The organism is Spirosoma pulveris, from assembly GCF_054781875.1.
Map to the genome: position 1 here is coordinate 1 of NZ_BAAGTO010000004.1, position 23,537 is coordinate 23,537.

Sequence of the window (23,537 nt, forward strand, 5' to 3'; positions counted from 1 at the left end):
TCGGCGCGATAGGCTTCGACGACCTTCCAGCGGAATAGGTGTCGAGTTTTCTTTTTCTTATAGCCTAACAAATCATTAAGATACGTATTCATACTGGATTCTGACTAGATTTTCCAGTAGCATACGTGGTCTAAAAATTGACCCCTATAATATCTTTCTACAGCTGGGTTCGGTGTATCATAATAGAGACTAGAAAAAAGCGAATTGTTTGTTTGGACGGCTATGTAATAGCTAAAAAAGCTATGAGAATCATCTCGTTTTTTCATTCGCTTACCTAATGAAAAGTAATAGCGTAATCCAAGCGGCATATTCAGATTATAAAGCTGAGCATACTGACTAAAATTATATTGGGTTTCTAATCCACCAATTATAGATACAGCTTTGTTGATTTTATGTTCTGCTGTTATATCAAGCGCGAAGGTTTTCCAAGTAGGCGATACTGAACTCTGTTGAAAAAGGGGCAATCCTACTCCTGCCTTAATAAGTTGTTTAGCTTTAAAAGATCGTCCATATTGATACTGAACTGAGTCGAAAGCTATATCGTAAATTCTACCCTGAGCTTGTACGAATGAGCATGTTATTAAGATAACGAAGAGTAAGAGGAGTCTTTTCATTGTAAGTTGATTTATCGGCTTTTCTGATAAGTTAAACCGATCTGTACATTTTGATTGTAGATATCGTTGATACCCGGTCCCCCTGGTAAGTTGTAAATTTCAAATCTATCAATCTTTGTAAACCCTCTAAAATAACCTACCTCCAACGCAAATCTGCTGATCTTGTAGGTGAGTCGCAAAGCTGTTCCTACTTCAAGAGGTGCTCCCTTTCCCCATACAGTTTGTCTAGCTACTTGTAGGTTAATTTCTGGACCTGTGTAAACGATCAATCTATTCGTCAAATGCAATCCAATGAGTGGTGTTACTCCAAGATAATAATAAGTGGGATTGGCAACAGTCTTGTTATTGTAAGCAGCCCTAAGTGCTTTCATTTGCATAGTAGCATCTAGCCTAAGTATTAACTGATCACGAGCAATATTTTTATATAAATAACCGCCTATATAATAGCCAAATTTAGATTCTACACCTTCTAAATAACTAGTTGACAGGGAATTACTTGTGGGTACAACAGCGGCAGTTACAGCTGGTACAGAATAATTGATACCTACACGAAAACCTATACCACTATTAACTCGACTTGACTGCTGATAAAATTCAGCCTCTGTTTGGGCATAGATTTTCCCAAAGAGCCCAACTGTCATCAGTAGTAAAGTTATTAGCTTAATAAACATATGATTATTTTAAAACTTAATAGAGTTTATAGTATACACAACAGTTGGAATCTGATAGCAAAAAACTGTTGTATAAGTAGCGTGGCTGTTGCAAAAGTCAATGGACTACGAAAACCCCTACCAAGTAAGCAGGTTTTGACTTGTAAACGGAATGAAATTAGCCGTTCCTCGAAGGCCCTTATACCCGTTTTGGACTTTTGCAACAGCTACTCTATTTATGCAAAGGGATAAAAACTACAAATAGAGGAAAGTCTCCATTGAGGAGAGTTTCCTCTATTTGTAGTTTTCCTACAAAAATAGTAGTTGCGGAGCCGTGCATCTCCTCACTCACTGCCGTTTATTAAGAACCAAGATGGGGTAGTTCTGCCAAAAGTTACCAGGGTGACCACTTACCTTTTATTCTTTGTTTCTATTCACCAGCAAAAGGAATATAAGTAGTGTGAAAAGTATAATTGCGCTTATTATATCCCTTTCGTGTCAAAATATCTGTTACATCCCTTTTAAAAATATGTCTCCAACGAAACTCAAGATCATTAACTGGATTAGCGTATGTGCGCTATTTCTATTGTTCACTGCCTGTCAAAGCCCTCGCATACCCTCTTCACCCAGATTTCGTATCAGTAAAATGACTGTACAGGGGGGCAACCAAGAAAATTCAACGACTGTTTATAGTTACAACACTAAAGGACAACTGGCACGTATTTATAAAGCATATACACAGCGAGCCAAAGGGAACAACTTGGATATCTACTACAATAGTCTCCTGATATATAACGATCAGGGACAATTAGTTAGCTTCGAGCAACAGCCTGATTATTCGGCACCGGGCACCGTAAACTCGTCCCGTTACACGTACGAATACGACGATAAAGGGAACGTTATTACTATAAAATACACGTTGTATTTGTCGCCTAATGTCATAGATACGTATGCTTCGCAAACGATCCGTGTAGTCTACGCGAGTAATTCTCGATTCCCCAGCAGACTAACATTTTTTAATGATGTTTTTGGGGAAGACTACACCTATGAATACACCTACGCCGGTGGTAACGTAGTAGCAATAAAAAAATCGTCTGTTCAGACGACCCTAAGTGATTTTAATTATATCCGGACTTACCAGTTTGACAACAAGCCTAATCCCTTTTATGGCCTCTACTCTGGAGTTCCGGAGCCAGATCTATTCAATTCGGCAAAACAGAATACGTTTTATGAAAATAATATCTTAAACCAGAATAATATAATCCAGCCAGGCTATACCTATGAGTATGATTCCTACGGTAACTTAATAAAATCAATGGGTACATACACAGCAACGTATGAATATGAGCAGTACTAGCTATATTTTACTGTTATATAAATGGCGTGGCTGTTGCAAAAGTAACTAGGCCACTCTATAAACTTAGTTGATCCGGACAACCATCTTGTGGCTGGTAGCTGACGGGTAAACCTAGTTCTCCGGCCCCCAACCAGACTTTTGCAACAGCCACGTTAGTTATAGAACAGGTCTAGGATTTGTACAGTATGCGAAGGGTATAAAGGAGGACTTTATTTTGAATTTTTCAATGGAACACCTGAATCAATTACCCTGGTATTTCTATTTATTTTTCGCTTTACTAGCCATTTATTCATGGGTAGCCGGTTTCGCTTATATCTATAGAGAGAAAGGTAAGAAAGGATTAATTAAGGCAGGTATTCTATTTCTAATCAACCTTATCATAGCCGTGGCAATGTATAGACACTTCACTACGAAAAATACTAAAGTTGCCACAGATCGAAATACGGTCATTAGTGGTACTTATTCCAGGCTCGTTCTATAACTATTGTGGCTGTTGCAAAAGTCTGGTATGAGGGTAAATGGCCTTGAATTAGTTGCCAATTCCACTCTGTTTACTAGGCAGAAATGGCTTACTTGGCAGTTGAATTAACATTCCTGTTGACTTTTGCAACAGCCACTATTTTTATGTTAATGAATTTATCTTAGATATAACCTTCAGCCTACTACAATGAAAAAGCCCTTTTATCTAATGGTTCAGGTCTTAGTTGCCATAGTTTCAGGATACATTCTTTATGTAAATGACACCAAGACCTTCAACATCAAAGATGTGTCGATACAAGAAGCGTTCAAAGTGTATATGAAGACTAATGATAAACCGTCAAATATCGATCTACTAGTTAACGGTACTATAGATTCAGCATTTAATATTCGGATTGTTGGTTTGCCATCTCAGGCTATTTTATTTGATTCTACATTCACTCAGAAGGCAGTTGATTACAAATGCAAGATTGACTTTTATGAGGGCAATGGTGCAGAAATTTTTTATTTGCCCAAAGGTGCAAAAGAAGGTCAAGTTAAAATCGGCGCTGTAATTAATGCAGGTTCTTAAAAAGTCTTGTTGTATAAGTGGCATTGTGTTAATCAACCTAAAAAAATACAATTAACTGCCGGGGAGTATCATATTATTTCTAACACCGAATAGTACTGTTTTTGCTAACAGCAACAGCATAAAAACATAAAGTTTAGCTACATGAAATTCACGCTTAACAGGATAGCAACAAAAGAAGCTCACCCAGCCGACGATTTTACGGTTCCGGGTGAGCTTCTTTTACGTAGCGAGATCAGGCTTTTAAATTGATCTTTCGACCGGTTTCGGCGGCCCGGTAGATGGCTTGCAACAGCGTCACATCGCGCAGTCCTTCGGCACCGGTTACGTGATCGGGGAGTTGTTTGCCGTCGAGGAGGTCTTTGCAGACACCGTCCATGTGAGCGGCCTGGTGGTTCACAACGGGCATCTCGATCGGGCCTTTACTAGTGCGGCCTTTCAGCGGACCGTACCCGAATGCCGGAGAAAGTTCAAACCAGCCTTTTTCGCAGGAAGCGTAAAGTCGTTCAACACCCGCTGCATAGCTTGTTGTCGAGTTGGAAACGGCACCCCCTGGAAATTCAAACTGCCAGAACATCGTTTCTTCAACATCTTTAAATTTCACAGGATCTGTTTTTGGCGCAAACTGTGCCGATACCGTAATGGGTTCTTCACCCGTTATGTACCGGGTGCCCTGAATGGCATAAATACCTACGTCCATCAGGGGGCCGCCCCCGGCCATACTTTTTTTCAATCGCCATTGCGTAGGGTCGCCACTCCGGAACCCGTCGCTGCTTTCAATGAATTTAACGGCGCCAAATACCTTTTCCTGCCCCAGTCGCATCACTTCTTTGGTGAATGGCTCGTAGTGCAGCCGGTAACCAATGGCCAGTTGTTTGTTCGCCTTTTTACAGGCATCGATCATGGCCTGGCACTCCTTCGGGTAAATGGCCATGGGCTTCTCGCAGATGACGTGCTTACCAGCCTGGGCAGCTTTAATCACGTATTCGGCGTGCATCGAGTTGGGCAGCACGACGTAAATCACGTCGATATCCTTGTTGTCGGCAATGCGGTCGAAGTTCTTGTAGTCGTAAACGTTCTCCTTCGGGATGTTGTATTTCTGCATCCACTCGGTGGCTTTGGCCGGGGTGCCCGTTACGATACCCGCCAGTCGGCAGTATTGGGTTTGTTGCAGGGCGGGAGCCAGCTGGTTTTTGCTGTAGCCTCCCAGCCCAACGAGCGCGATCCCCAGCTTACGACCCGGTTGTGATGAACGTATCGAATCGAGGTTAGTCACGAGCGAATGAATGCCGCTGTGCTCATGCTGATACGTCAGCGTTTCGCCGAAACCGGCAAGGGGCAGGGATAGTGCCGAAGCACCTGCGCCGAGGTTACGTAAAAAGGTGCGTCGGGAATTGTAATCTTGGTTTTTCATGAGTAGCCGTTTTGAGAGACTTAATGAAGCTACAGAAACGTATGGTGCTTCTAAGTCCATGAAAAAAGCACCGAAGCTGGATTTTCTACCAGCATCAATGCACATGTTCTTTCGATAAAAATTGGTCTGAACGAGGCCGGGCGGTGTGCATTCACCGGATTACTTGTGGGTGTGAGCGGGGCCAGCCTCGTTCACCACCTCCAACTGACGAACTTCCCCCTGCTGCCAGGCGTTGGCCCCCGGCAAAATAGCCGGTGCCGGAATATCAGCCCGGTTTTCCCTGTTCTTGGCCGTGGACACGTTGAACCGTTTATCCCGGTCGGCAACCATCCTGGGGTCTGTTTGGCCGTCTTTGGTGAAACCCATCATAATCATCGGGTGGCCAACGGGGAGGGTCAACTCACGGTCGGTGTGCCAGGTGTGGAATGTTTTACCGTAGGTAGACACCAGTTTTTCCATCAGTTCATGTTCGGCTACCTGCGGAATGCCGGGAGCAATCAACTGACCTGATTTTACTTCGTGTACATGACTATGCCAGAGCTTCCTTTCTTCGGCGGGCAGGGTTTTGAACAGCTTTTCGGAGACGATATATTCGACGCCCATGATCTTGGCGTTTTCCCCATTGCCATCGTAAATAACGCACTGGGTAAGGTCTTCGTTGATGCTTGAGCAATAATGGTGCGCTTCCATCTGGCTATCCATCTGGCCGTTGTAAAAATGAAAGCCATCCAGATACATGTTCAGCTTATTAAGCGGTGCTTTGTTCTGAAGTAGATCCGCACCCGTTTCCAGCGTTTTTGTTTTAGCCGTCTTTTCGCTGCCCGGCGACTGAACGTTTGAGGAAGTATTTTTTCCACCACAGTTCAGCAGAGAGAGAAGTACAATGATCGACAGAATGGATCGGGCGTTGAAGGAAGCCATCATAAGCTACATTGATAGGCTTACTCAACGACTGTAATGCGTCATTGTTTAGGGGTCACGAACGGATGTAAGGATTCGGTTCGTGCTGTTTAATTAAACGGCCTTATTCAGCCGTATGACAAAACAAACGGGCCAACCCTGAAACAGAGTCGGCCCGTTTAACTTTAGCTGTTGATGATTAGAAAATATATTTGTTCTCGGCAATCATGGCGTCGGCAATCTGGCGACGGGCGTCTTTCAGGTTCATCGGCTCAATTTTCGTGAACCGTTTCAACCCCATCAGCATACCGCGTAGCTCATCGCCTTCGGCAAACGATGTGATGGCCGCCCGACCCGCGTTGTTCACTTTCTCGACGGCTTCGTGCAGATACACCAGCGCCATTTGTTTCTGGAGCGCAACCGCTTCTTCGCCCTGGATGCCGATCAGCTTCTCAACGCGCAGCAGTACCGATTCCGCTACGTAGATTTCAATGGCCATGTCGGCTACGTTCATCAGGATTTCCTGCTCGTTCGAGAGGTTCATCATGAACTTCTGAACGGCAGCACCCGACACCATCAGGGCGGCTTTCTTGAGGTTACGAATAACTTTCTTCTCCGCAACGAACACGCCTTCTTCCTCGTCCGAATTGAAATCGGGGATCGACATGATCTCTTTAGCAACGGCCATAGCCGGGCCCATCAGATCGAGTTCACCCTTCATGGCCCGCTTCAGCAGCATATCCACGACGAGCATCCGGTTGATTTCGTTAGTACCTTCAAAAATCCGGTTAATCCGGGCATCGCGATACGAACGGTCCATAGGGGCATCGGCCGAGTAGCCCATGCCGCCGTACACCTGAACGCCTTCGTCGACCACATAATCCAGCACTTCGGAACCATGCACTTTCATGATGGCACACTCAATGGAGAACTGTTCCAGTGCTTTCAGTTTAGCGGAGGCATCGTCCATTCCCTGCCCTTTCAGGTCTTCAATAAGATCGTCGATGTTCTGACCGGCGCGGTACGAAGCCGTTTCAGATGCATATACCTTCAGCGCCATTTCGGCCAGTTTATGCTTGATAGCGCCGAATTGCGAAATCGCCGTTTTAAACTGTTTGCGTTCGTTGGAATACCGAATGGCGTTGTTGATCACCTCTTTCGAGCCCCCAATGGCGGCAATGCCCAGTTTAATCCGACCAATGTTTAGGATATTTACCGCGATTTTAAAGCCGTTTTCGCGCGAAGACAATAAGTTTTCGACGGGCACTTTACAATCGTTGAAAAAAATCTGGCGGGTGTCGGAGCCTTTGATACCCATTTTGTGCTCCGGCTCATTCATGGTGATGCCTTCATAACCCCGCTCAACAATGAACGCCGACAGGTTTTTGTCTGCATCAATTTTACCAAATACGATATACACATCCGCGAAACCACCGTTGGTGATCCACATTTTCTGACCATTCAGAACGTAGTATTTACCATCTTCGGTCAGCGTTGCTTTCGTCTTGCCGGAGTTGGCATCTGAACCCGAATCCGGCTCGGTGAGGCAGTAAGCGGCTTTCCACTCGCCAGAGGCCAGTTTAGGCAGGTATTTGGCTTTTTGCTCTTCGTTACCATAGTATACGATAGGCAATGTACCGATCCCTGTGTGAGCCGAAAGGGCCACCGAGAACGAATGCCCGGCGCCGGTTACTTCGGCAACCAGCATGGATGTATTGAAATTAGTACCAAAACCGCCGTATTCTTCAGGAACCGAAGTGCCCAAAATACCCAATTCACCGGCTTTGTCCATCAGCGATGAGATCAGCTCCGGCGATTTGGCATTATCAATTTCATTCAGACGCGGCCAGATTTCACGTTCCAGGAACTCGCGGCAGGTAGCCGCAATCATCTGCTGCTCTTCGGTAAATTCTTCAGGAATAAAGACCTGTGCTGCCTGCGTTTCTTTGATCAGAAATTCGCCACCTTTTAAGGAAGCTTTTGGTTCTGTCGCAATCATGTTGAAAAAAGAGTTTATTATGCTTGCATACTAATTCGTTAACAAATAAAGTCAATTCAAAATTAGTATGCAAGCATACTAATAATATTTTTTGTTTACTGTGTCTCTGCCTGTGTTCAACTTGGAACGTGGGTGTCAGAATGGGTCTTATTACCCAAAAAAATGCGCCGAACGGTCTAAAATTTAGTTACTTGCCTTCTTATCATCTGCCTATAAACTGGGGCACATCATGGTCATTGGTAAACCAATCCCTGTCTGATAATTTATGAGAAAATCACTACTTAGCTGTTTGGTTCTGATTTCGTTTTTGGCAACGGCTCAGGTGCCCTTTCAGAGCCTGAAAATCAATCCGCAGCGGATTCAAAATCGCCTGCTGGAGTTGTCAAAATTTGGCGAGCTGCCTAATGGTGGGATAGGACGGGTGGCCTATAGCAAAGCCGATCTGGAAGGTCGGGCTTACTTTATCGCCCTGATGAAGAAAGCCGGGCTCGACGTAACGATTGACTACGCAGGCAATATAATTGGTCGCCGGAAAGGGAAAAACCCGGCCTTGAAGCCCATCGCTTTTGGCTCGCACATTGATAGCGTTCCCAATGGCGGTAATTACGACGGCCCCGTGGGGTCAATTAGTGGGCTGGAGTTGATCGAGACGCTCAATGAAAACAAGATCGTTACCGAACACCCGCTGGAACTGATCATTTTTGCGAATGAAGAAGGGGGCACCGTAGGCAGCGGTGCCATGATCGGTAAAATTACCCCGGCTGCGCTGAAGTCGGTGAGCCAAAGCGGGCTAACCATCGCCGAGGGCATCCGGGCCATCGGCGGCAATCCGGATAGCCTGAGCAAAGTGGTTAGAAAGAAAGGGGACCTGACTGCTTTCATCGAACTGCACATCGAGCAGGGTGGTATTCTAATGACTGAAAATCAGCAGATCGGTATCGTCGAGGGTATCGTCGGGATTGAACACTGGGACGCAACGATTGAGGGCACGCCCAACCATGCTGGTACGACGCCTATGAATATCCGTCGCGATGCGCTGCTGGCAGCTTCCAAACTCATCATCGCGCTGAATGAGGTAGTTACGAGTCATGAAGGTCGGCAAGTGGGAACAGTTGGCAAAATCTCGGTCGAGCCGGGTGCGTACAATGTTATTCCGGGTAAAGTAGTATTGGGTGTAGAAATCCGGGATCTGTCGTACGATAAGATCTGGATGCTGTTTCGTGAGCTCGAGCGCAGGGCCAGCCAAATTGCCAAAGCGTCTGAAACGACCATTACCTTCGCGCAGTCGGGCGTGCCCGTTATCCCCGCGCTAACGGCTAAAACCATCCAGGACAAGATTAGTGGTGCTGCCAAATCGCTGGGGCTTTCTTACCGGTATATGCAGAGCGGGGCTGGTCATGATTCGCAGGAAATAGCGCAAATTGCTCCGGTAGGCATGATCTTCATCCCCAGTGTCGGCGGCATCAGCCATTCGCCTAAAGAGTTTTCGAAGGGCGTCGATATTGGTAACGGGGCTACTGTATTACTGCAAACGCTTCTGGCCATCGACCGGGCAAAATGAAAAACGTCAGCGCTTATGATTGTTAGTAAAACACTTCACCGGCGTTGGAATCAGGTAATGAACAGCCAGATGAGTGAGTATATACAGGTCGTTACCCGGTAATCCGCGTCTCACATTGGTTGCTACGTTCGTCAGGGTGGACAGTTCATACGTTCGGCTTTGGCCTGTGCGGGCATCGGTGGCTTCGTTACGTCGATCAGAAAGCATAGCTGCCTGTTCACTGGAGAGATCACTTTTATTGGGGTAAAGGCCACTCACATCGTCGAGGTAGTCGGTAAAGGTGTACCGAAAGCTTAGCTCGGCCGATAGGTTCAGGCTTTTGTTGAGCTTCCAGCGAAGACCCACCCCCACGGGTATAGCCAGTGTAATAAGCGGATAGGGCTTTGCGTAGCCGGGTTGCCCCTGTCCTTCGGTTCCCATTGGTTGTAAATCTGTCCAGTCGCCTAACCCATCGCCGGACAGGCGGGTGGGCAGCCGTGCCTGCGGATTGTGAGCCACCACCGCCAAACCCAGCGTAGCATAGGGGGTTAAGGACGGACGCTGCGAGGGACGTGTTGTTTCCGGATAAAGTTGGTAGATACCGCTTACGGCGACTTCTTTCAGGTCATTTCTGAAATGCAGGTTTCGCTGAAACTGGATCGGATACAGGTTCGGGTTGTCTTTCGTATAGGTATAATCGTCGCCAACTAAACGTACCCAGGTAAACGAGGCTCGAGCGGAAAAATAAGGTGTGAGATGACGAATGTAGTTCAGCCCAACGTTCCAGCGGGGCAGTGGGGCAATGCGCTGTACCAGTTGGCTTATAGGTGCCAGATCTCCCCGATAAATCGATGAACCCGCCCCGAGACCAATTTCGGAATAAGGGATAGCATACTGCCTGATACGACGCTGTGCCTGAACTTCAAGTAAACTTATGTGGACAATAAAGATTGCAATAAGGCTAAATTTCATACAAATTCGGTGAATAAGTAGCCAAACTATGAAAAAAAATTCCTTGCGGCAACGTTTGCCGAAAACTTCACCGTCTACCGATAATTCACCTCATTATCATTGAATTCCTCTCTGAGTTTGGTAATAATTACAAGGCATTGTTGACACAGAGCAGACCGTAATTGTATGAAAAAAATGGCTGGGTGCTGAACCTGATTGATCAGTTCAGCACCCAGCCATTTATGCTCTATTTTATTATTTATCCGTTAGTTCAGGCGCTCAAAAATTCCGGCAACACCCTGCCCGCCACCAACGCAGGCTGAAACCATACCGTATTTCTGATCGCGACGGCGCATTTCGTTCAATAGTTGCACCGACAGTCGTGCCCCGGTTGAGCCCAACGCGTGACCCAATGCAATCGCACCACCGTTCGGATTGATCTTTTCCGGATCTAAACCCAGTTCCTGAATAACCGCCAGCGACTGTGCAGCAAAGGCTTCATTCAGTTCAATCAGGTCAATATCGTTCTGTTGCAGACCTGCTTTTTTCAGGGCGATGGGGATAGCCGCCACCGGTCCGATCCCCATAATTTTAGGTTCTACGCCGGCGGTAGCGTACGATACCATACGGGCAACGGGCTGTAAATTCAACTCATTGACCAACCGTTCGGACATCACCACCACAAAAGCGGCTCCGTCTGATGTTTGCGACGAGTTTCCGGCCGTAACGGACCCACCTGCCGCAAAAACAGGCCTCAACTTGGCCAGACCTTCGGCACTGGTATCTTTCCGAGGACCTTCGTCCTGAGCAACGGTCCACTCACGTGTTTTTTTCTTGTTACTCTCCGCGTCGAAATACGTTTCGCTTACCTTAATAGGAACAATTTCGTCGGCAAATTTGCCCTCTTTCTGAGCGGCCAGCGCCTTCACGTGAGAAGCGTAGGCAAATTCATCCTGTGCGTCGCGGCTAATGTTGAACTGCTGGGCAACCTGTTCGGCCGTAAGGCCCATACCGATATAATAGTCGGGATGCGTTTTGGCTATTTCGTAATTCAACGCTGTTTTCCAGCCCATTACGGGTACCATCGACATTGACTCGGTGCCACCGGCAATGATACAATCGGCTAGTCCGGCGTGGATCTTTGCCGAAGCAATAGCAATAGCTTCCAGACCTGAACCGCAGTACCGATTGATGGTCATGCCAGGAACACTGTTGGGTAATGAAAGTAAGGCTATGTAGCGGGCAATCTGCATACCCTGTTCGGCTTCGGGTACGGCATTGCCTACAATCAAATCTTCAACGCGGGCCGGGTCCAGTGTAGGAACCTGGCTTAGTAAATGCTTGATAACTTCGGCCGCCATATCATCGGGGCGGGTAAAGCGGAGACCGCCACGCGGTGCTTTACCCACGGCTGTGCGATATCCGGCTACAATGTATGCGTCCATAAAGATGCGATGTTGATTTACTGGTTAAGCAGGAAATTCAAGACAATAACTGAATTTTCAAACGAAAAATTACAGTGCTTCGTCAAATTATTATGCAAGCATACTATTTTCTTTTGATAAGTGCAATTCTGCATAGCTTGTTTTAGGTACAGTCTCGCGGGTACTCGGGTTTCGGCTGCCGTGAGGATAATTAAAGGCAATGGACCTTTATATCCGTGGGCCGTCGTTGGTCCCATTCCGTTAAGCTCCAAGTTATGAAACCGAAAATTAACGCCTTCTTTCTATTGCTTACCAGTCTGCTTCTTGTTACGGCAACCGGTTGGATACCTTTATCAACCGCTCCTTTGTCGTGGAGCAGTACCGAAACAGCGCCCAAAGTGCAGCGGTATTTATACGTTGTCACGCCCGGTGTTCGCAATTACCTGGGCTATGGCGGGCACGGGGTTCAGGTGTTCGATATTGATAATAACCACCGGTTCGTAAAGTTCATTAAAACCGGTGGATTCAGTAAAGATGGCAAGCCTTCCAACGTGAAAGGCGTTGATGTTAGTTTGGCTACGAACTGTCTGTACATCAGTACGCTGGAAGCGCTTCAATGTATTGATCTGACTACGGAGAAGCTACTTTGGGAAAAGCAATATGAAGGGGGCGTTGACCGTATTTCGATCTCGCCGGACGGGCAGACGATTTACATGCCCTCGCTGGAGAAAGAGTTCTGGACGGTTGTTGACGCTAAAACCGGGAATATCATTAAAAAGATCATTACCAATTCTGGTGCCCATAACACCATTTACGGACCCGACGGCAACTATGTTTATCTGGCTGGCCTTAAGTCGACCCTGCTAAATGTGGCCGATGCGAAAACACATACGGTTGTCAAAAAAGTTGGCCCGTTTGGCGCCGACATTCGTCCGTTTACGATTAACGGAGCCCAGACACTGGTGTATGTGAATGTCAATGGGCTGCTTGGGTTTGAGGTAGGTGATCTGGTCAGCGGCAAGTTTCTGCACCGAGTGGTTGTAGAAGGGTTTAATATCGGTGAAGTGAAACGGCATGGCTGCCCGAGCCATGGGATTGGCATGACACCCGACGAAAAAGAAATCTGGCTATGCGACGGGGCCAATAATCGCCTTCATGTGTTCGACAATACCGTTATGCCGCCGATGCAGAAAACGTCTATTCTGGTCAAAGACATGCCGGGCTGGATTACGTTTAGTCTGGATGGCAAATACGCGTACCCGTCAACCGGCGATGTAATTGATGTGAAGACGAGGAAGATCATTGCCGGTCTGGAAGACGAGCATTATAATGATGTGCAGAGCGAAAAGATGGTTGAGATTCATTTCGCTGGTAATAAAGCCGTAGCAGCAGGCGATCAGTTTGGGTTGGGACAAGTAAAGAAATCAGCCAAGAACTAAGCGTAAAAAAGCCGCTCGTGTGAAACACGAGCGGCTTGTGCAATCAAAAGATCAATTAAATCCTGATCAGAAGTGACGATCACCGGCTTCGCGTTTGCCCAGCATCACGGCACCAACCATAGCAACCAGGAAGAGTACAGAGGCAAGTTCGAAAGGCAGGATGTAATCGCTGTAAAGCAACTGGCCTAAGTTTTCAACCAATCCTGTTTTCGCGCTGAACGAGCTGGCATTGACCGTGGGTACCTGTGCGCTTTTGGCCCGGAAAATCGTGATCAGCATAATCATCAGCAAGCCGCCAACGACCACCGATGCCATCTTAGTCAGGTTCGTTTTCGACTCTTCATCTTCTTTCCGTAGGTTCAGGAACATGATGGTGAACAGGAACAAGACCATGATGGCACCTGCGTAAACAATAATGTTGACAGCCGCCAGAAACTGAGCGTTCAACAGCACATAATGGCCCGATAAGCAGAAGAACGTAGCAATTAAGGCCAGTACGCTGTAGATAGGGTTACGCGCGGTAACAACGCCAATAGCACTAAACAGGGTAAGTACCGTCAGGAAAAGGAACAGATAGCCGGTTGGCGTCAGGGTCTTGAAAAAACTTAGAAATTCAGTCATTGTATAACTTAGTCGAATGAGCAACAATAGAAAAATGTCGGCTAGGTAGCAGCCCGTGTCAGGCTGGGCTCCGTTGGCGTAGCCTGCACTTCTGAATTAGCTACCCGAATATATCGGTCGTTCATGTTCTCGACCAGTCGATCTTTTCCGTAAATAACTTCGTCGCGCTCCTGGAAAACAGGAACCATCTGGTCATGACGAAGATAAACGGCCTGTTTCGGACAAGCTTCTTCGCATAAACCGCAGAAGATGCAACGCAGCATGTTGATCTCGTACACAGCCGCGTATTTCTCTTCCCGGTATAAGTTTTCCTCCCCTTTTTTGCGCTCTGCCGCTACCATTGAGATGGCTTCTGCCGGACAGGCTACGGCGCACAGACCACAGGCGGTACAACGCTCGCGGCCCTGTTCATCCCGTTTCAGGATGTGGTGTCCCCGATAAATGGGACCGAGGTATTTTTTTACCTCAGGGTATTGAATCGTCGGCTTTTTACGAAAAAAGTGGCTGATCGTGATGGCAAGCCCACCCACAATGGCGGGCAGGTACATCTTTTCGGCCAGCGTCATTTCTTTATTGCTGACTTGTTTGGATCGATTCGTTAGTTGCATTCTTTTCAGTATTCGGTTTATGGTAGTCAGGTTTCAGTCCAGGCGTCGGCATGAGTCAACGTAAAACCAGCAACCGGACACCAGTTAACTTAAACTTGTTGTGGAACAGCTTCCCGCTTTGGTGCCCGCGCTGAGGATAGCACCACCATCAGAACCATCACAATAACAATAGCCCAGGTTGCATATTTGAAATTGTACAACAGACCGGCACCCGTTATCACAACGTTGAGAATCGACAGCGGAATGAGCGTTTTCCAGCCCAGATTCATCAGTTGATCGTAGCGGAAACGGGGAAGCGTCCACCGAACCCACATGAAAAAGAAGATGAAGAAGAAAATCTTGCCGAAGAAAACCACAAAGCCAATGGCCGTTGCAATATTATGACCGGTAATGGCCCCCATCGATTTCTCGAGGGCACTGCCTACTTCGTTCATGAATGGATAGTGGAATCCACCAAAATACAAAGCCGAAACGAAAGCCGACGAAACAAACATATTGATATACTCGGCAAACAGATAGAAACCCAGTTTCATGGAGCTATACTCCGTGTGGTAGCCACCAACGAGTTCCGTTTCGCACTCGGGTAAGTCGAACGGGGTACGGTTACACTCCGCAAAGGCGCAGGTCAGAAAAATAACAAAGCCCAAGGGCTGAGTAAAGATGTTCCACTCGAAGAAACCAGCCTGCTGATCAACAATTGCCCGAACAGACAGCGATCCGGTCATCATCAAAATGGCAATCATCGAAAGGCCAAGCGCAATTTCGTAACTGATGTTCTGCGATGCCGCCCGGATAGCGCCCAGGAGCGAAAACTTATTGTTCGAGGCCCAGCCACCCACCATGATGCCATACACACCCAGCGATACAACGCCGAAAATGTACAGCACGCCAATGTTGATCTCTATACCCTGAACAGGAATTGAATAGTTATCGAACCGGATGCTGTCTCCAAATGGGATGACGGCACTTGACATCAGAGCCGTGAGCATAGCCAGACAGGGACCGAGGATAAACAGCCACTTGCTGGCCTGCGACGGAATGAAGTCCTCTTTAAAGAACATCTTGCCCGCATCGGCAATGGGTTGCAAAAGCCCCCACGGGCCTGCCCGGTTTGGCCCTAAACGATCTTGCAGGAAGGCCGCCACTTTCCGCTCGGCGTAAGTGGAGTAAGTCGCAATCAGGAGTGTTATCCCGAAAATGACGAGGATAATGATCCCTTTAACGAGTAATACGGTTAAGTCCATTTTGATAAAAATTTTGTTTCTGGTTAGCTAACCGGAAACCTTGATATAATTAAGGTTCTGGATCTAAGGCAGCGGGTAACACTTTGGCAAATCGCTCGGCCGGTAATTGTTGAATAGCCAGTTGCGATGTGTCGCGCTTATCGTCGATAGGCTTGTAATCCGCAGCGGCCAGGCGTTCGCCGAAGCTGGGTTTGATTGAATCAGCCCGGTATTTGTTGGCCGAAATGACGGAACTGCGGGATATTTTTGTGGGCCCTTCAATGGTCCAGTCGCTCGTCTTTTTCGTCTCGAAACGGCATGTGTTGCAGATAAACTCAGTTACTTCACTCCACTCGTTTTTACGGGCAGTTACCCGAATCACTTCATCACCCCGATACCAAAGGGTTACATTGCCTGAGCAGGTGGGGCAATTGCGGTGAGCATCGACTGGCTTCGTAAACCAGACCCGATTCTTGAAACGGTACGTTTTATCTGTTAAGGCTCCCACCGGACACACATCAATGACGTTTCCGGAAAAGTCATTATCGATGGCTTTCTCGATGTAGGTACTGATTTCCGATGCGTCGCCCCGATTCATAACACCATGAACACGCTTGTTTGTAATCTGATCGGCTGTGTAAACACACCGGTAACAGAGAATACAGCGCGTCATGTGCAACTGGATGAATGGACCGATATCCCGTTTCTCAAACGTCCGGCGATCTTCTTCGTAACGGGTGGTTGCTTTGCCATGATCGAAGGCAAAATTTTGAAGGTCGCACTCGCCCGCCTGATCGCAAACAGGGCAGTCGAGCGGGTGATTAAGCAGCAGGAATTCAACGACACCATTGCGAGCGTCGATAACCTGTGGGCTAGTCTCATTTTCAACGACCATGCCATCCTGAACTGCGGTCAAACACGAAGCGACCAGCTTTGGCATTGGTCGTGGGTCTTTCGCCGATCCGGCGGCCACGCGTACTAAACAAGCCCGGCATTTGCCGCCACTGCCTTTAAGTGGCTGGTAATAGCACATGGCTGGGGGAGCCACCGCTGGCCCTATTTTTCGGGCAGCCTGCAATATAGTTGTTCCCGGCTCCACCTCGACCTCAATTCCGTCGATGGTAACTTTTAAGAGTTGCGGCTTTATTTCCTGTTCAGCCATAATTTTTTACTAGGTTGACAAACAACAAGTTCCCGCGTGACCTTATTTATGCTTATAAATCTGATACACGCTTATTTCTTTCGTCAATACATAGTCATCTGCGTCAAACGTATAATCTAATGCAGAGAAGTACAACGAATTCTTTTTGGGAGTGATAATGAACCTTACCCCTCCCTGTTTAACTAATGAATCGAACTGACTAAAATCATACTTTTTGCTATCATACAAAAAGCGCGTAACATCGTCGGAGTAGGCTAACACATGGCGAAATAGCATTTGATGAAGCATCCACCCCTCGAAATCGTTACCAAAGCTGACAACGACTTTATCTTTTTCTAACAGTTGAGGCTCCACAAATTTTTTAACCATTAATTCATCCCGGTACATGAGTGCATAATGATCATTATTCATACTCATGTATTTCTCTATCTGCCTGCTTACAAAAAAGAGCATGGTCAAGCAGATCATCGCCGGCAATAAGTACCGACCTAACTCACTCGTTTGCGCATTTGATTCTTCATGACAAAAATACCAAAATATTACCAGCAAGCCGGTATAAGCGAATTCGTGATAATAGCCTACGGCTGCACCATGTTTAAACGCCGTTGCCGTGGCAAACCCGAAAAAAATAAATGTTGCCAGGGCGAGAAACCGTTTGGGATTATCTGTACCCGTGAACAACCATTTAATGCTGATTAAAAAGGATACCGCTATCAGCAAACTGGCGGTTGGAATCAGGTGTCGAAACGTGTAATCGTAAAACCAGTCTGGCGAAAGTGGCAACGCCAGATTGATGAAAAGATTTTGAAAAAACACCCGATAATCGCCCTCATCCAGTAACAATGTTAACGCTACAAACGTAACTGCCATTGACCCGACTGTGCGAATCAAGATACGCCAATGTCCAAACAAACCTAAGTAAATCAGCAGGATGGCCATGTGAATCATGCCGCTCTGCTTTACAAAAAAGCTTATTACTGACAGAATGACTGCTGTTAGAAAATAGCGATTCCATAGATTACTCTGGCCTATTCCCCGCAGCGCACTATATAGGTACGCTACGGTACACAAAAAGAGCAGACTGTCTGCCCGAGAATTGGTTAGGTGCCAGTGTTGCAGGACACCAAAAACAAGGCAACAAAACAATATCGTTTGTGTAAGTGCTAATCGAAGGTATTTATAAGCCGTTATAAACACCACGACCATCGCTAATAGCACAAACGCAAAAGATACCAGTCGGCTCAGTAATTGAATCTTGTGCGTATCTGTCGGATCCCAACCGGTTAGCTGGTATATATTCCCGACTATCTGACCGTAGATTGGCCCATACAGGGTAACCCAGAAAGGAATTGCTTCTGGATTGTAGTATAAAGGCCGTCCATCTGCAACCAACTGGATGCCAAATGTTGTGTGACGCTCTGAACCGGAAATATCAGGGAAATAGCTTGTGGATAATTTTACCCTCACAAAAAAAATAACTATCGTGCAGGCCAGGCAAAAAATTAAAGTCAAAAACAAAGCCTTCGTTTTGAAGGCATTGTACCAATTTAATACCAGGCGCTGCATGTAGGTGGTTTTACGTGATTACAGGCTTTTGAGTTTTAGAGTTTATCATAATTAGTTGAATAAGAGGTGTATTTAATCACCTTGCTGTGTTGAATTCGTCCACTTGCAATACTGTGGTCAGCCCCTTACACCAAGGCCATATCACCCCGATAAACCGCTCCGGGCTGGGTAGCTTCGGCAGGATTGTCGATATGCCACTGAAACTCATCGCGGAAATGACGAATAGCACTGGCAACGGGCCAGGCAGCTGCATCACCAAGCGGACAAATGGTGTTACCTTCAATCTTCTTGGCCACATCAACGAGCAGGTCGATATCCTGCTGGTGTCCGTGTCCGTGCTCGATCCGATGGAGGACTTTTTCCATCCAGCCAGTTCCTTCCCGGCAAGGACTGCACTGACCGCAGGACTCATGGTGGTAGAAACGGGAGAAATTCCATGTGTTCCGTACAATACACGAGGTTTCGTCGAACACGATAAAGCCACCCGATCCTAACATCGTACCCGTTGCAAAACCGCCGTCGGACAATGACTCATAGCTCATCAGGCGTTTTTCGCCGTTGGCTAACGTCAAAGCCAGATTAGCTGGCAGAATCGGAACGGATGAGCCGCCGGCAACGAGTGCTTTGAACTTGTGACCCGGCCGAATGCCGCCACACCATTCATCAGCATAAATAAAATCTTCGACGGGAACGCCGAGTTCTATTTCATAAACACCGGGTTTATTGATATGACCCGATGCCGAAATTAATTTGGTTCCCGTACTGCGGCCGATACCTACGCCCGCATATGCATCGCCCCCGTTGTTGACAATCCAGGCCGTTGTGGCAATGGATTCAACGTTATTAACGACCGTTGGGCTTTGGTAAAGTCCTTTTACGGCTGGAAATGGCGGTTTGTTTCGTGGGTTACCACGTTTACCTTCCAGCGATTCGAGCAGTGCCGTTTCTTCACCGCAGATATATGCACCGCCACCAGGCTGTACAACTAACTCCAGATCGTAGCCGCTGCCGAGAATATTTTTCCCTAAGAAGCCTTTTGCTGTCGCTTCGGCAATGGCTTTCTCAAGGATATGAATAACATACATTAACTCGCCCCGTACGTAGATGAACGACTTGTTCGCTCCCAGCGCAAACGATGAAATAATCATTCCCTCAATTAGTAAGTGAGGAATGTTCTTCATCAGGTAATGGTCTTTGAACGTACCCGGCTCCGACTCATCGGCGTTGCAGACCAGATAACGGGGAACGCCCTCCGGTTTTGCCAGGAAGCTCCACTTCATGCCCATGGGGAATCCGGCTCCGCCCCGGCCCCGAACGCCCGCTTTTTTTACTTCTTCAACAATGGCTTCGGGTGTCATTGTCTTTATTGCCTTCTCTACGGCCGTATAGCCGCCCTGCTTCCGGTATACATCGAACGTTTCAATGCCGGGAACGTTGATATGCTCAGTTAATATTTTGGTAGCCATGTGTGCGGTTATTTCGACAGTTCATCAATGATCTCATCCACACGTTCGTTGGTGAGGTGCATGTAATATTTTTCCCGAATCTGAAACACCGGTCCCATACCGCAGGCTGCAAGACACTCTACTTCCTTGAGCGTAAACTGACCATCTACGGTTGTTTGACCCGTATCAATGCCGAGTCGCTGCTTGAGATGAGCATACACCTCTTCGCCACCCATCAGGCAGCAGGGGCCTGTACGACAGTATTCGATAACGTGCTTACCAACCGGATTAAGGTGGTACATGGTATAAAATGACGCTACTTCATAGACCTCAATAGGTTGAATGTCGAGCATCCGGGCAACATAATCCATACCCTCAGGGCTGGTCCAGCCCTCCTGTTCCTGCAATAAATGCAATAAGGGTAACAAAGCTGATTTTTGCTTGCCTTCCGGATATCGGGCAATAATTTCCTGTGCCTTAGTGAGCCGTTCCGGGGTAAATGTTATAGTACTGTTGGTTTCAGTTGTCATAGTAAATGGCAAATTTAAGCATCCAGCTCACCAGCAATGACGTTCATGCTACTCATGATCACGATGGCATCAGACAGCGTCAGACCCTTACACATTTCAGGATAGGCCTGATAATAAATAAAGCAGGGACGTCGGAAGTGCAGCCGGTATGGGGTACGTCCACCATCACTGATCAGGTAGAAGCCCAGTTCGCCATTACCACCTTCAACTGCGTGATAGACCTCGCCGACGGGTGCGTCGATTTCTCCCATCACAATCTTAAAGTGATAAATGAGGGCTTCCATGTTTTTATATACCTCCTGCTTGGGCGGCAGGTAATACTGGGGCGCATCGGCGAAGTAAGATCCTTCGGGGAGGTTATTTATGGCTTGCTGAATAATGCGCAGGCTCTGTTTCATCTCCTCGTTCCGAACCATAAAACGGTCGTACGTATCGCCACTCTGACCAACTGGAATATCGAATTCAAAGTCCTCGTACGATGAGTAAGGATTCATAACCCGAACGTCGTAGTCGACACCGGCAGCACGCAGGTTTGGACCAGTAAAGCCATAACTCAATGCCCGTTCGGCCGAAATGCCGCCCACGTTCACCACGCGGTCCATGAAGATACGGTTACGGTTAAAGAGATTCTCAAACTCGTTCAACACTTTCGGAAACCGTACGAGCAGTTCTTTAATCTTACGAATAGCGGTAGGGGAGAGGTCACGCTCCATGCCGCCAATACGACCCATGTTGGTGGTAAGCCGGGCACCGCAAACTTCTTCGTAGATTTCGTAGATGTGCTCCCGTTCCTGGTAAATGTAGAGGAAGCCCGTAAAGGCACCGGTGTCAACACCCAAAATACCATTACAGATCAGGTGGTCGGCCAGTCTGGCCAGTTCCATCATGATAACCCGGATATACTGAGCCCGTTTGGGGACTTCAACGCCCAGCAGTTTCTCTACCGTCATATGCCAGCCCATGTTGTTGATGGGCGACGAGCAGTAGTTCATGCGGTCGGTGAGGGTAGTAATCTGATAAAATGGCCGGCGTTCGGCAATTTTCTCAAATGCCCGGTGAATGTAGCCGATGGTCTGCTCGCCCGACACGATTTTTTCGCCGTCCATTTGCAGGACGTTTTGAAAAATTCCGTGAGTAGCGGGGTGAGTAGGGCCGAGGTTTAGTGTTGTCAGTTCATTAACGTATTGAACCGGACCCTGCTCGGCAGGTAAGTTTTTATTCGCAATATCGAGTTCTTCGGAAACCATATTTAAAGAGCGAAAGAGCGAAAGAGTGAAAGAGCGACAAACAGTTGGTCGTACCGCATGTTCACTCTTTCGCTCCTTCCCTGTTATTTATCGTCCAAACAGTGCATCAATTTTGTCTTCCCGAGAGGCATCTTCCAACGGATATTCTTTGCGCATCGGGTGATAATCCATTTCTTCCATGTTCAGAATCCGGCGCAGGTCGGGGTGACCATCGAAAAGAATACCGAACAGGTCGAACGTTTCACGCTCCATCCAGTTGGCACCGGCAAAGACCGGAATAAGGGTCGGGATGTGGAGATCGTCTGTGGTTAAATAGACTTTGATTCGTATCCGGAAGTTTTTGGTCAGGCTATGCAGGTGATAGACAACGCAGAACTCTTTGCCCGTCGAATCAGGATAATGGATGGCCGTTATATCGGTCAGGAATCCGATTTGTAACGTTGGGTGTTCTTTCAAAAACCTGACTAAGGAAACGATCTGATCCCGGCTGGTTGAGCAGGTCAGCAGGTTATACGGATCATCAAAGTCCGTAACGTTCTCGCCAAACTGATTTAATATAATCTGCGCAACTTCTTCGTTGGTCAGCATTGTCAATGTATAAAGGAGTGAATGGGCAAGTTCGTGAATAGACTACATGGCCTGGTGCCGATTACCTATTCACGAACTCGTTCTCTATTGAATGTTGTATGAATTCAGCAGCTTTGTATACTCTTCCGTATTCCGACGGCGCAAAGACTCGTTTTTAGCCAGTTCCTGTACTTGCATAACGCCTTCCAGAATCTGCTCGGGGCGGGGTGGGCAACCAGGAACGTATACATCGACCGGAATAATTCGGTCAATTCCCTGAAGAACGCTGTAAGTATCAAAAATACCACCGCTCGATGCACAGGCACCAATGGCAATAACCCAGCGGGGTTCTGCCATTTGCAAGTATACCTGCTTCACAATTGGTCCCATTTTTTTGGCAATGGTACCGGCTACGAGCAACATATCCGCCTGACGGGGCGAAAAGCTGGGTCGTTCCGAACCAAAACGGGCCAAATCGTAATGTGAGGCCATGGTCGACATAAATTCAATACCACAGCAGGAGGTTGCAAAGGGTAATGGCCAGAGCGAATTAGCCCGGGCAAGTCCAATTATTTTATCGAATGATGTAGCCGAAAAACCGGGTCCATCATAACTCGCGGGGGCTTCAGCCAGCTTGATATCAGTTGCCATAAAAACAAGGTCCGCCGTTGCGGTTGTAGTTGCTTACCCTAACAACGAATAAATATGTTCGAAAATTCATTTAAAAGCTTATTCCCACTTCAGAACACCCTTACGGATAACGTAGTAGAAACCAGCCAGAAGTAACCCCATAAACAGAACCATTTCAATGAATCCGGTCATGCCAAGTCCTTTAAAATTTACGGCCCAGGGGTATAAAAAGATAACCTCCACATCAAACAGGACAAAGAGGATCGCAATCAGGAAATATTTGATAGAAATCGGGGTGCGGGCATCGCCCTGTACAGGTATACCACACTCAAATGGATCATCCTTTTTCTGGCTATTACGTTTCGGCCCAATTGAGTGGGTAACGATCATTGTCGTTACAATGAAACCAAGTGCCAGACCTAATTGAATAAGTACCGGTATGTAATCGGCCGGTAGGTAAGTTGCGTTCATATAGTTAGTTGACAGTACCTACGCAAAGGTAGCGATAAAACCAATAGACCCATTTATTTAAGGGGTATACGTAATGGCTAACAGGCGTCAAATATAACCCACAAGCGTTGTTTTATCAATTCATTCCGTAGTAT

At 47.1% G+C, this 23,537-nt stretch carries 22 protein-coding genes; 4 read left to right on the top strand and 18 right to left on the bottom strand.

The genetic code is table 11. The features are described from left to right. Positions 1 to 104: 104 nt before the first annotated feature. Entirely contained in the window at positions 105 to 614 is a 510-nt protein-coding gene (locus ACYVJM_RS15925) for a hypothetical protein (RefSeq protein ID WP_461149229.1), read from the bottom strand. Positions 615 to 625: 11 nt separating this feature from the next. After that, positions 626 to 1,255, bottom strand: a complete 630-nt coding sequence (locus tag ACYVJM_RS15930) for a hypothetical protein (protein ID WP_461149230.1) — start codon at positions 1,253 to 1,255, stop codon at positions 626 to 628. 769 nt (positions 1,256 to 2,024) lie between these two features. Between ACYVJM_RS15930 and ACYVJM_RS15935 the strand changes: the two genes are divergently transcribed. Next, complete coding sequence (locus tag ACYVJM_RS15935) at positions 2,025 to 2,621, top strand: hypothetical protein (protein WP_461149231.1); 597 nt, start codon at positions 2,025 to 2,027, stop codon at positions 2,619 to 2,621. 667 nt (positions 2,622 to 3,288) lie between these two features. Beyond that, entirely contained in the window at positions 3,289 to 3,669 is a 381-nt protein-coding gene (locus ACYVJM_RS15940) for a hypothetical protein (RefSeq protein ID WP_461149232.1), read from the top strand. Positions 3,670 to 3,901: 232 nt separating this feature from the next. Here the strand turns inward: ACYVJM_RS15940 and ACYVJM_RS15945 are convergent, their stop codons facing one another. From ACYVJM_RS15945 to ACYVJM_RS15955, 3 genes are all read right to left on the bottom strand, one after another. Further along, entirely contained in the window at positions 3,902 to 5,080 is a 1,179-nt protein-coding gene (locus ACYVJM_RS15945) for a Gfo/Idh/MocA family protein (RefSeq protein WP_461149233.1), read from the bottom strand. A 159-nt stretch (positions 5,081 to 5,239) separates the two neighbouring features. Then, positions 5,240 to 6,004, bottom strand: a complete 765-nt coding sequence (locus ACYVJM_RS15950) for an OBAP family protein (protein ID WP_461149234.1) — start codon at positions 6,002 to 6,004, stop codon at positions 5,240 to 5,242. Positions 6,005 to 6,179: 175 nt separating this feature from the next. Further along, complete coding sequence (locus tag ACYVJM_RS15955) at positions 6,180 to 7,979, bottom strand: acyl-CoA dehydrogenase family protein (protein WP_461149235.1); 1,800 nt, start codon at positions 7,977 to 7,979, stop codon at positions 6,180 to 6,182. A 265-nt stretch (positions 7,980 to 8,244) separates the two neighbouring features. On the opposite strand from ACYVJM_RS15955, the gene ACYVJM_RS15960 reads away from it, so the two are divergent. Next, positions 8,245 to 9,540: an allantoate amidohydrolase gene (locus ACYVJM_RS15960; protein WP_461149236.1), complete on the top strand. Its 1,296-nt coding sequence runs from the start codon at positions 8,245 to 8,247 to the stop codon at positions 9,538 to 9,540. Positions 9,541 to 9,546: 6 nt separating this feature from the next. Here the strand turns inward: ACYVJM_RS15960 and ACYVJM_RS15965 are convergent, their stop codons facing one another. After that, positions 9,547 to 10,491, bottom strand: a complete 945-nt coding sequence (locus ACYVJM_RS15965; RefSeq protein WP_461149237.1) for a DUF6089 family protein — start codon at positions 10,489 to 10,491, stop codon at positions 9,547 to 9,549. Positions 10,492 to 10,736: 245 nt separating this feature from the next. Then, on the bottom strand, positions 10,737 to 11,915 hold the full coding sequence (locus ACYVJM_RS15970) for an acetyl-CoA C-acyltransferase (protein WP_461149238.1): 1,179 nt from the start codon (positions 11,913 to 11,915) through the stop codon (positions 10,737 to 10,739). A gap of 254 nt (positions 11,916 to 12,169) precedes the next feature. On the opposite strand from ACYVJM_RS15970, the gene ACYVJM_RS15975 reads away from it, so the two are divergent. Continuing rightward, a complete protein-coding gene (locus tag ACYVJM_RS15975; RefSeq protein ID WP_461149239.1) occupies positions 12,170 to 13,333 on the top strand; it encodes a YncE family protein in 1,164 nt (387 codons plus the stop codon). A 66-nt stretch (positions 13,334 to 13,399) separates the two neighbouring features. Here ACYVJM_RS15975 and ACYVJM_RS15980 read toward each other — a convergent pair whose 3' ends face one another. The 11 genes from ACYVJM_RS15980 to ACYVJM_RS16030 form a co-directional block, all read right to left on the bottom strand. Continuing rightward, positions 13,400 to 13,954: an NADH-quinone oxidoreductase subunit J family protein gene (locus tag ACYVJM_RS15980; protein ID WP_461149240.1), complete on the bottom strand. Its 555-nt coding sequence runs from the start codon at positions 13,952 to 13,954 to the stop codon at positions 13,400 to 13,402. 41 nt (positions 13,955 to 13,995) lie between these two features. Continuing rightward, complete coding sequence (locus ACYVJM_RS15985; protein ID WP_461149241.1) at positions 13,996 to 14,562, bottom strand: NuoI/complex I 23 kDa subunit family protein; 567 nt, start codon at positions 14,560 to 14,562, stop codon at positions 13,996 to 13,998. Positions 14,563 to 14,651: 89 nt separating this feature from the next. Next, the gene (nuoH, locus tag ACYVJM_RS15990) at positions 14,652 to 15,806 is read right to left on the bottom strand and encodes an NADH-quinone oxidoreductase subunit NuoH (RefSeq protein ID WP_461149242.1); all 1,155 of its coding nucleotides are present in this window, start codon (positions 15,804 to 15,806) and stop codon (positions 14,652 to 14,654) included. Positions 15,807 to 15,855: 49 nt separating this feature from the next. After that, positions 15,856 to 16,947, bottom strand: coding sequence for an NADH-quinone oxidoreductase subunit G (locus ACYVJM_RS15995; RefSeq protein ID WP_461149243.1), 1,092 nt, complete (start codon positions 16,945 to 16,947; stop codon positions 15,856 to 15,858). A 42-nt stretch (positions 16,948 to 16,989) separates the two neighbouring features. Then, positions 16,990 to 18,513 (bottom strand): hypothetical protein, encoded by a 1,524-nt coding sequence (locus tag ACYVJM_RS16000; protein ID WP_461149244.1) that lies wholly within the window; start codon positions 18,511 to 18,513, stop codon positions 16,990 to 16,992. 125 nt (positions 18,514 to 18,638) lie between these two features. Beyond that, positions 18,639 to 19,979, bottom strand: a complete 1,341-nt coding sequence (gene nuoF, locus ACYVJM_RS16005; protein ID WP_461149245.1) for an NADH-quinone oxidoreductase subunit NuoF — start codon at positions 19,977 to 19,979, stop codon at positions 18,639 to 18,641. 8 nt (positions 19,980 to 19,987) lie between these two features. Further along, complete coding sequence (locus ACYVJM_RS16010; RefSeq protein ID WP_461149246.1) at positions 19,988 to 20,488, bottom strand: NADH-quinone oxidoreductase subunit NuoE family protein; 501 nt, start codon at positions 20,486 to 20,488, stop codon at positions 19,988 to 19,990. Positions 20,489 to 20,502: 14 nt separating this feature from the next. Next, on the bottom strand, positions 20,503 to 21,735 hold the full coding sequence (locus tag ACYVJM_RS16015; protein ID WP_461149247.1) for an NADH-quinone oxidoreductase subunit D: 1,233 nt from the start codon (positions 21,733 to 21,735) through the stop codon (positions 20,503 to 20,505). Positions 21,736 to 21,822: 87 nt separating this feature from the next. Further along, on the bottom strand, positions 21,823 to 22,323 hold the full coding sequence (locus ACYVJM_RS16020; RefSeq protein ID WP_461149248.1) for an NADH-quinone oxidoreductase subunit C: 501 nt from the start codon (positions 22,321 to 22,323) through the stop codon (positions 21,823 to 21,825). 84 nt (positions 22,324 to 22,407) lie between these two features. Continuing rightward, positions 22,408 to 22,953 (bottom strand): NADH-quinone oxidoreductase subunit B, encoded by a 546-nt coding sequence (locus ACYVJM_RS16025; protein ID WP_461149249.1) that lies wholly within the window; start codon positions 22,951 to 22,953, stop codon positions 22,408 to 22,410. Between the two features lie 78 nt (positions 22,954 to 23,031). Continuing rightward, positions 23,032 to 23,403, bottom strand: coding sequence for an NADH-quinone oxidoreductase subunit A (locus ACYVJM_RS16030; protein WP_012929574.1), 372 nt, complete (start codon positions 23,401 to 23,403; stop codon positions 23,032 to 23,034). Positions 23,404 to 23,537: the final 134 nt, after the last annotated feature.

Excerpts from the sequence above, each read along its gene's own strand:
- ACYVJM_RS15925 (WP_461149229.1), bottom strand. The coding sequence starts at position 614 with ATGAAAAGACTCCTCTTACTCTTCGTTATCTTAATAACATGCTCATTC.
- ACYVJM_RS15930 (WP_461149230.1), bottom strand. The coding sequence starts at position 1,255 with ATGACAGTTGGGCTCTTTGGGAAAATCTATGCCCAAACAGAGGCTGAA.
- ACYVJM_RS15940 (WP_461149232.1), top strand. The coding sequence starts at position 3,289 with ATGAAAAAGCCCTTTTATCTAATGGTTCAGGTCTTAGTTGCCATAGTT.
- ACYVJM_RS15945 (WP_461149233.1), bottom strand. The coding sequence starts at position 5,080 with ATGAAAAACCAAGATTACAATTCCCGACGCACCTTTTTACGTAACCTC.
- ACYVJM_RS15950 (WP_461149234.1), bottom strand. The coding sequence starts at position 6,004 with ATGATGGCTTCCTTCAACGCCCGATCCATTCTGTCGATCATTGTACTT.
- ACYVJM_RS15955 (WP_461149235.1), bottom strand. The coding sequence starts at position 7,979 with ATGATTGCGACAGAACCAAAAGCTTCCTTAAAAGGTGGCGAATTTCTG.
- ACYVJM_RS15960 (WP_461149236.1), top strand. The coding sequence starts at position 8,245 with ATGAGAAAATCACTACTTAGCTGTTTGGTTCTGATTTCGTTTTTGGCA.
- ACYVJM_RS15965 (WP_461149237.1), bottom strand. The coding sequence starts at position 10,491 with ATGAAATTTAGCCTTATTGCAATCTTTATTGTCCACATAAGTTTACTT.
- ACYVJM_RS15970 (WP_461149238.1), bottom strand. The coding sequence starts at position 11,915 with ATGGACGCATACATTGTAGCCGGATATCGCACAGCCGTGGGTAAAGCA.
- ACYVJM_RS15975 (WP_461149239.1), top strand. The coding sequence starts at position 12,170 with ATGAAACCGAAAATTAACGCCTTCTTTCTATTGCTTACCAGTCTGCTT.
- ACYVJM_RS15980 (WP_461149240.1), bottom strand. The coding sequence starts at position 13,954 with ATGACTGAATTTCTAAGTTTTTTCAAGACCCTGACGCCAACCGGCTAT.
- ACYVJM_RS15985 (WP_461149241.1), bottom strand. The coding sequence starts at position 14,562 with ATGCAACTAACGAATCGATCCAAACAAGTCAGCAATAAAGAAATGACG.
- nuoH (WP_461149242.1), bottom strand. The coding sequence starts at position 15,806 with ATGGACTTAACCGTATTACTCGTTAAAGGGATCATTATCCTCGTCATT.
- ACYVJM_RS15995 (WP_461149243.1), bottom strand. The coding sequence starts at position 16,947 with ATGGCTGAACAGGAAATAAAGCCGCAACTCTTAAAAGTTACCATCGAC.
- ACYVJM_RS16000 (WP_461149244.1), bottom strand. The coding sequence starts at position 18,513 with ATGCAGCGCCTGGTATTAAATTGGTACAATGCCTTCAAAACGAAGGCT.
- nuoF (WP_461149245.1), bottom strand. The coding sequence starts at position 19,979 with ATGGCTACCAAAATATTAACTGAGCATATCAACGTTCCCGGCATTGAA.
- ACYVJM_RS16010 (WP_461149246.1), bottom strand. The coding sequence starts at position 20,488 with ATGACAACTGAAACCAACAGTACTATAACATTTACCCCGGAACGGCTC.
- ACYVJM_RS16015 (WP_461149247.1), bottom strand. The coding sequence starts at position 21,735 with ATGGTTTCCGAAGAACTCGATATTGCGAATAAAAACTTACCTGCCGAG.
- ACYVJM_RS16020 (WP_461149248.1), bottom strand. The coding sequence starts at position 22,323 with ATGCTGACCAACGAAGAAGTTGCGCAGATTATATTAAATCAGTTTGGC.
- ACYVJM_RS16025 (WP_461149249.1), bottom strand. The coding sequence starts at position 22,953 with ATGGCAACTGATATCAAGCTGGCTGAAGCCCCCGCGAGTTATGATGGA.
- ACYVJM_RS16030 (WP_012929574.1), bottom strand. The coding sequence starts at position 23,403 with ATGAACGCAACTTACCTACCGGCCGATTACATACCGGTACTTATTCAA.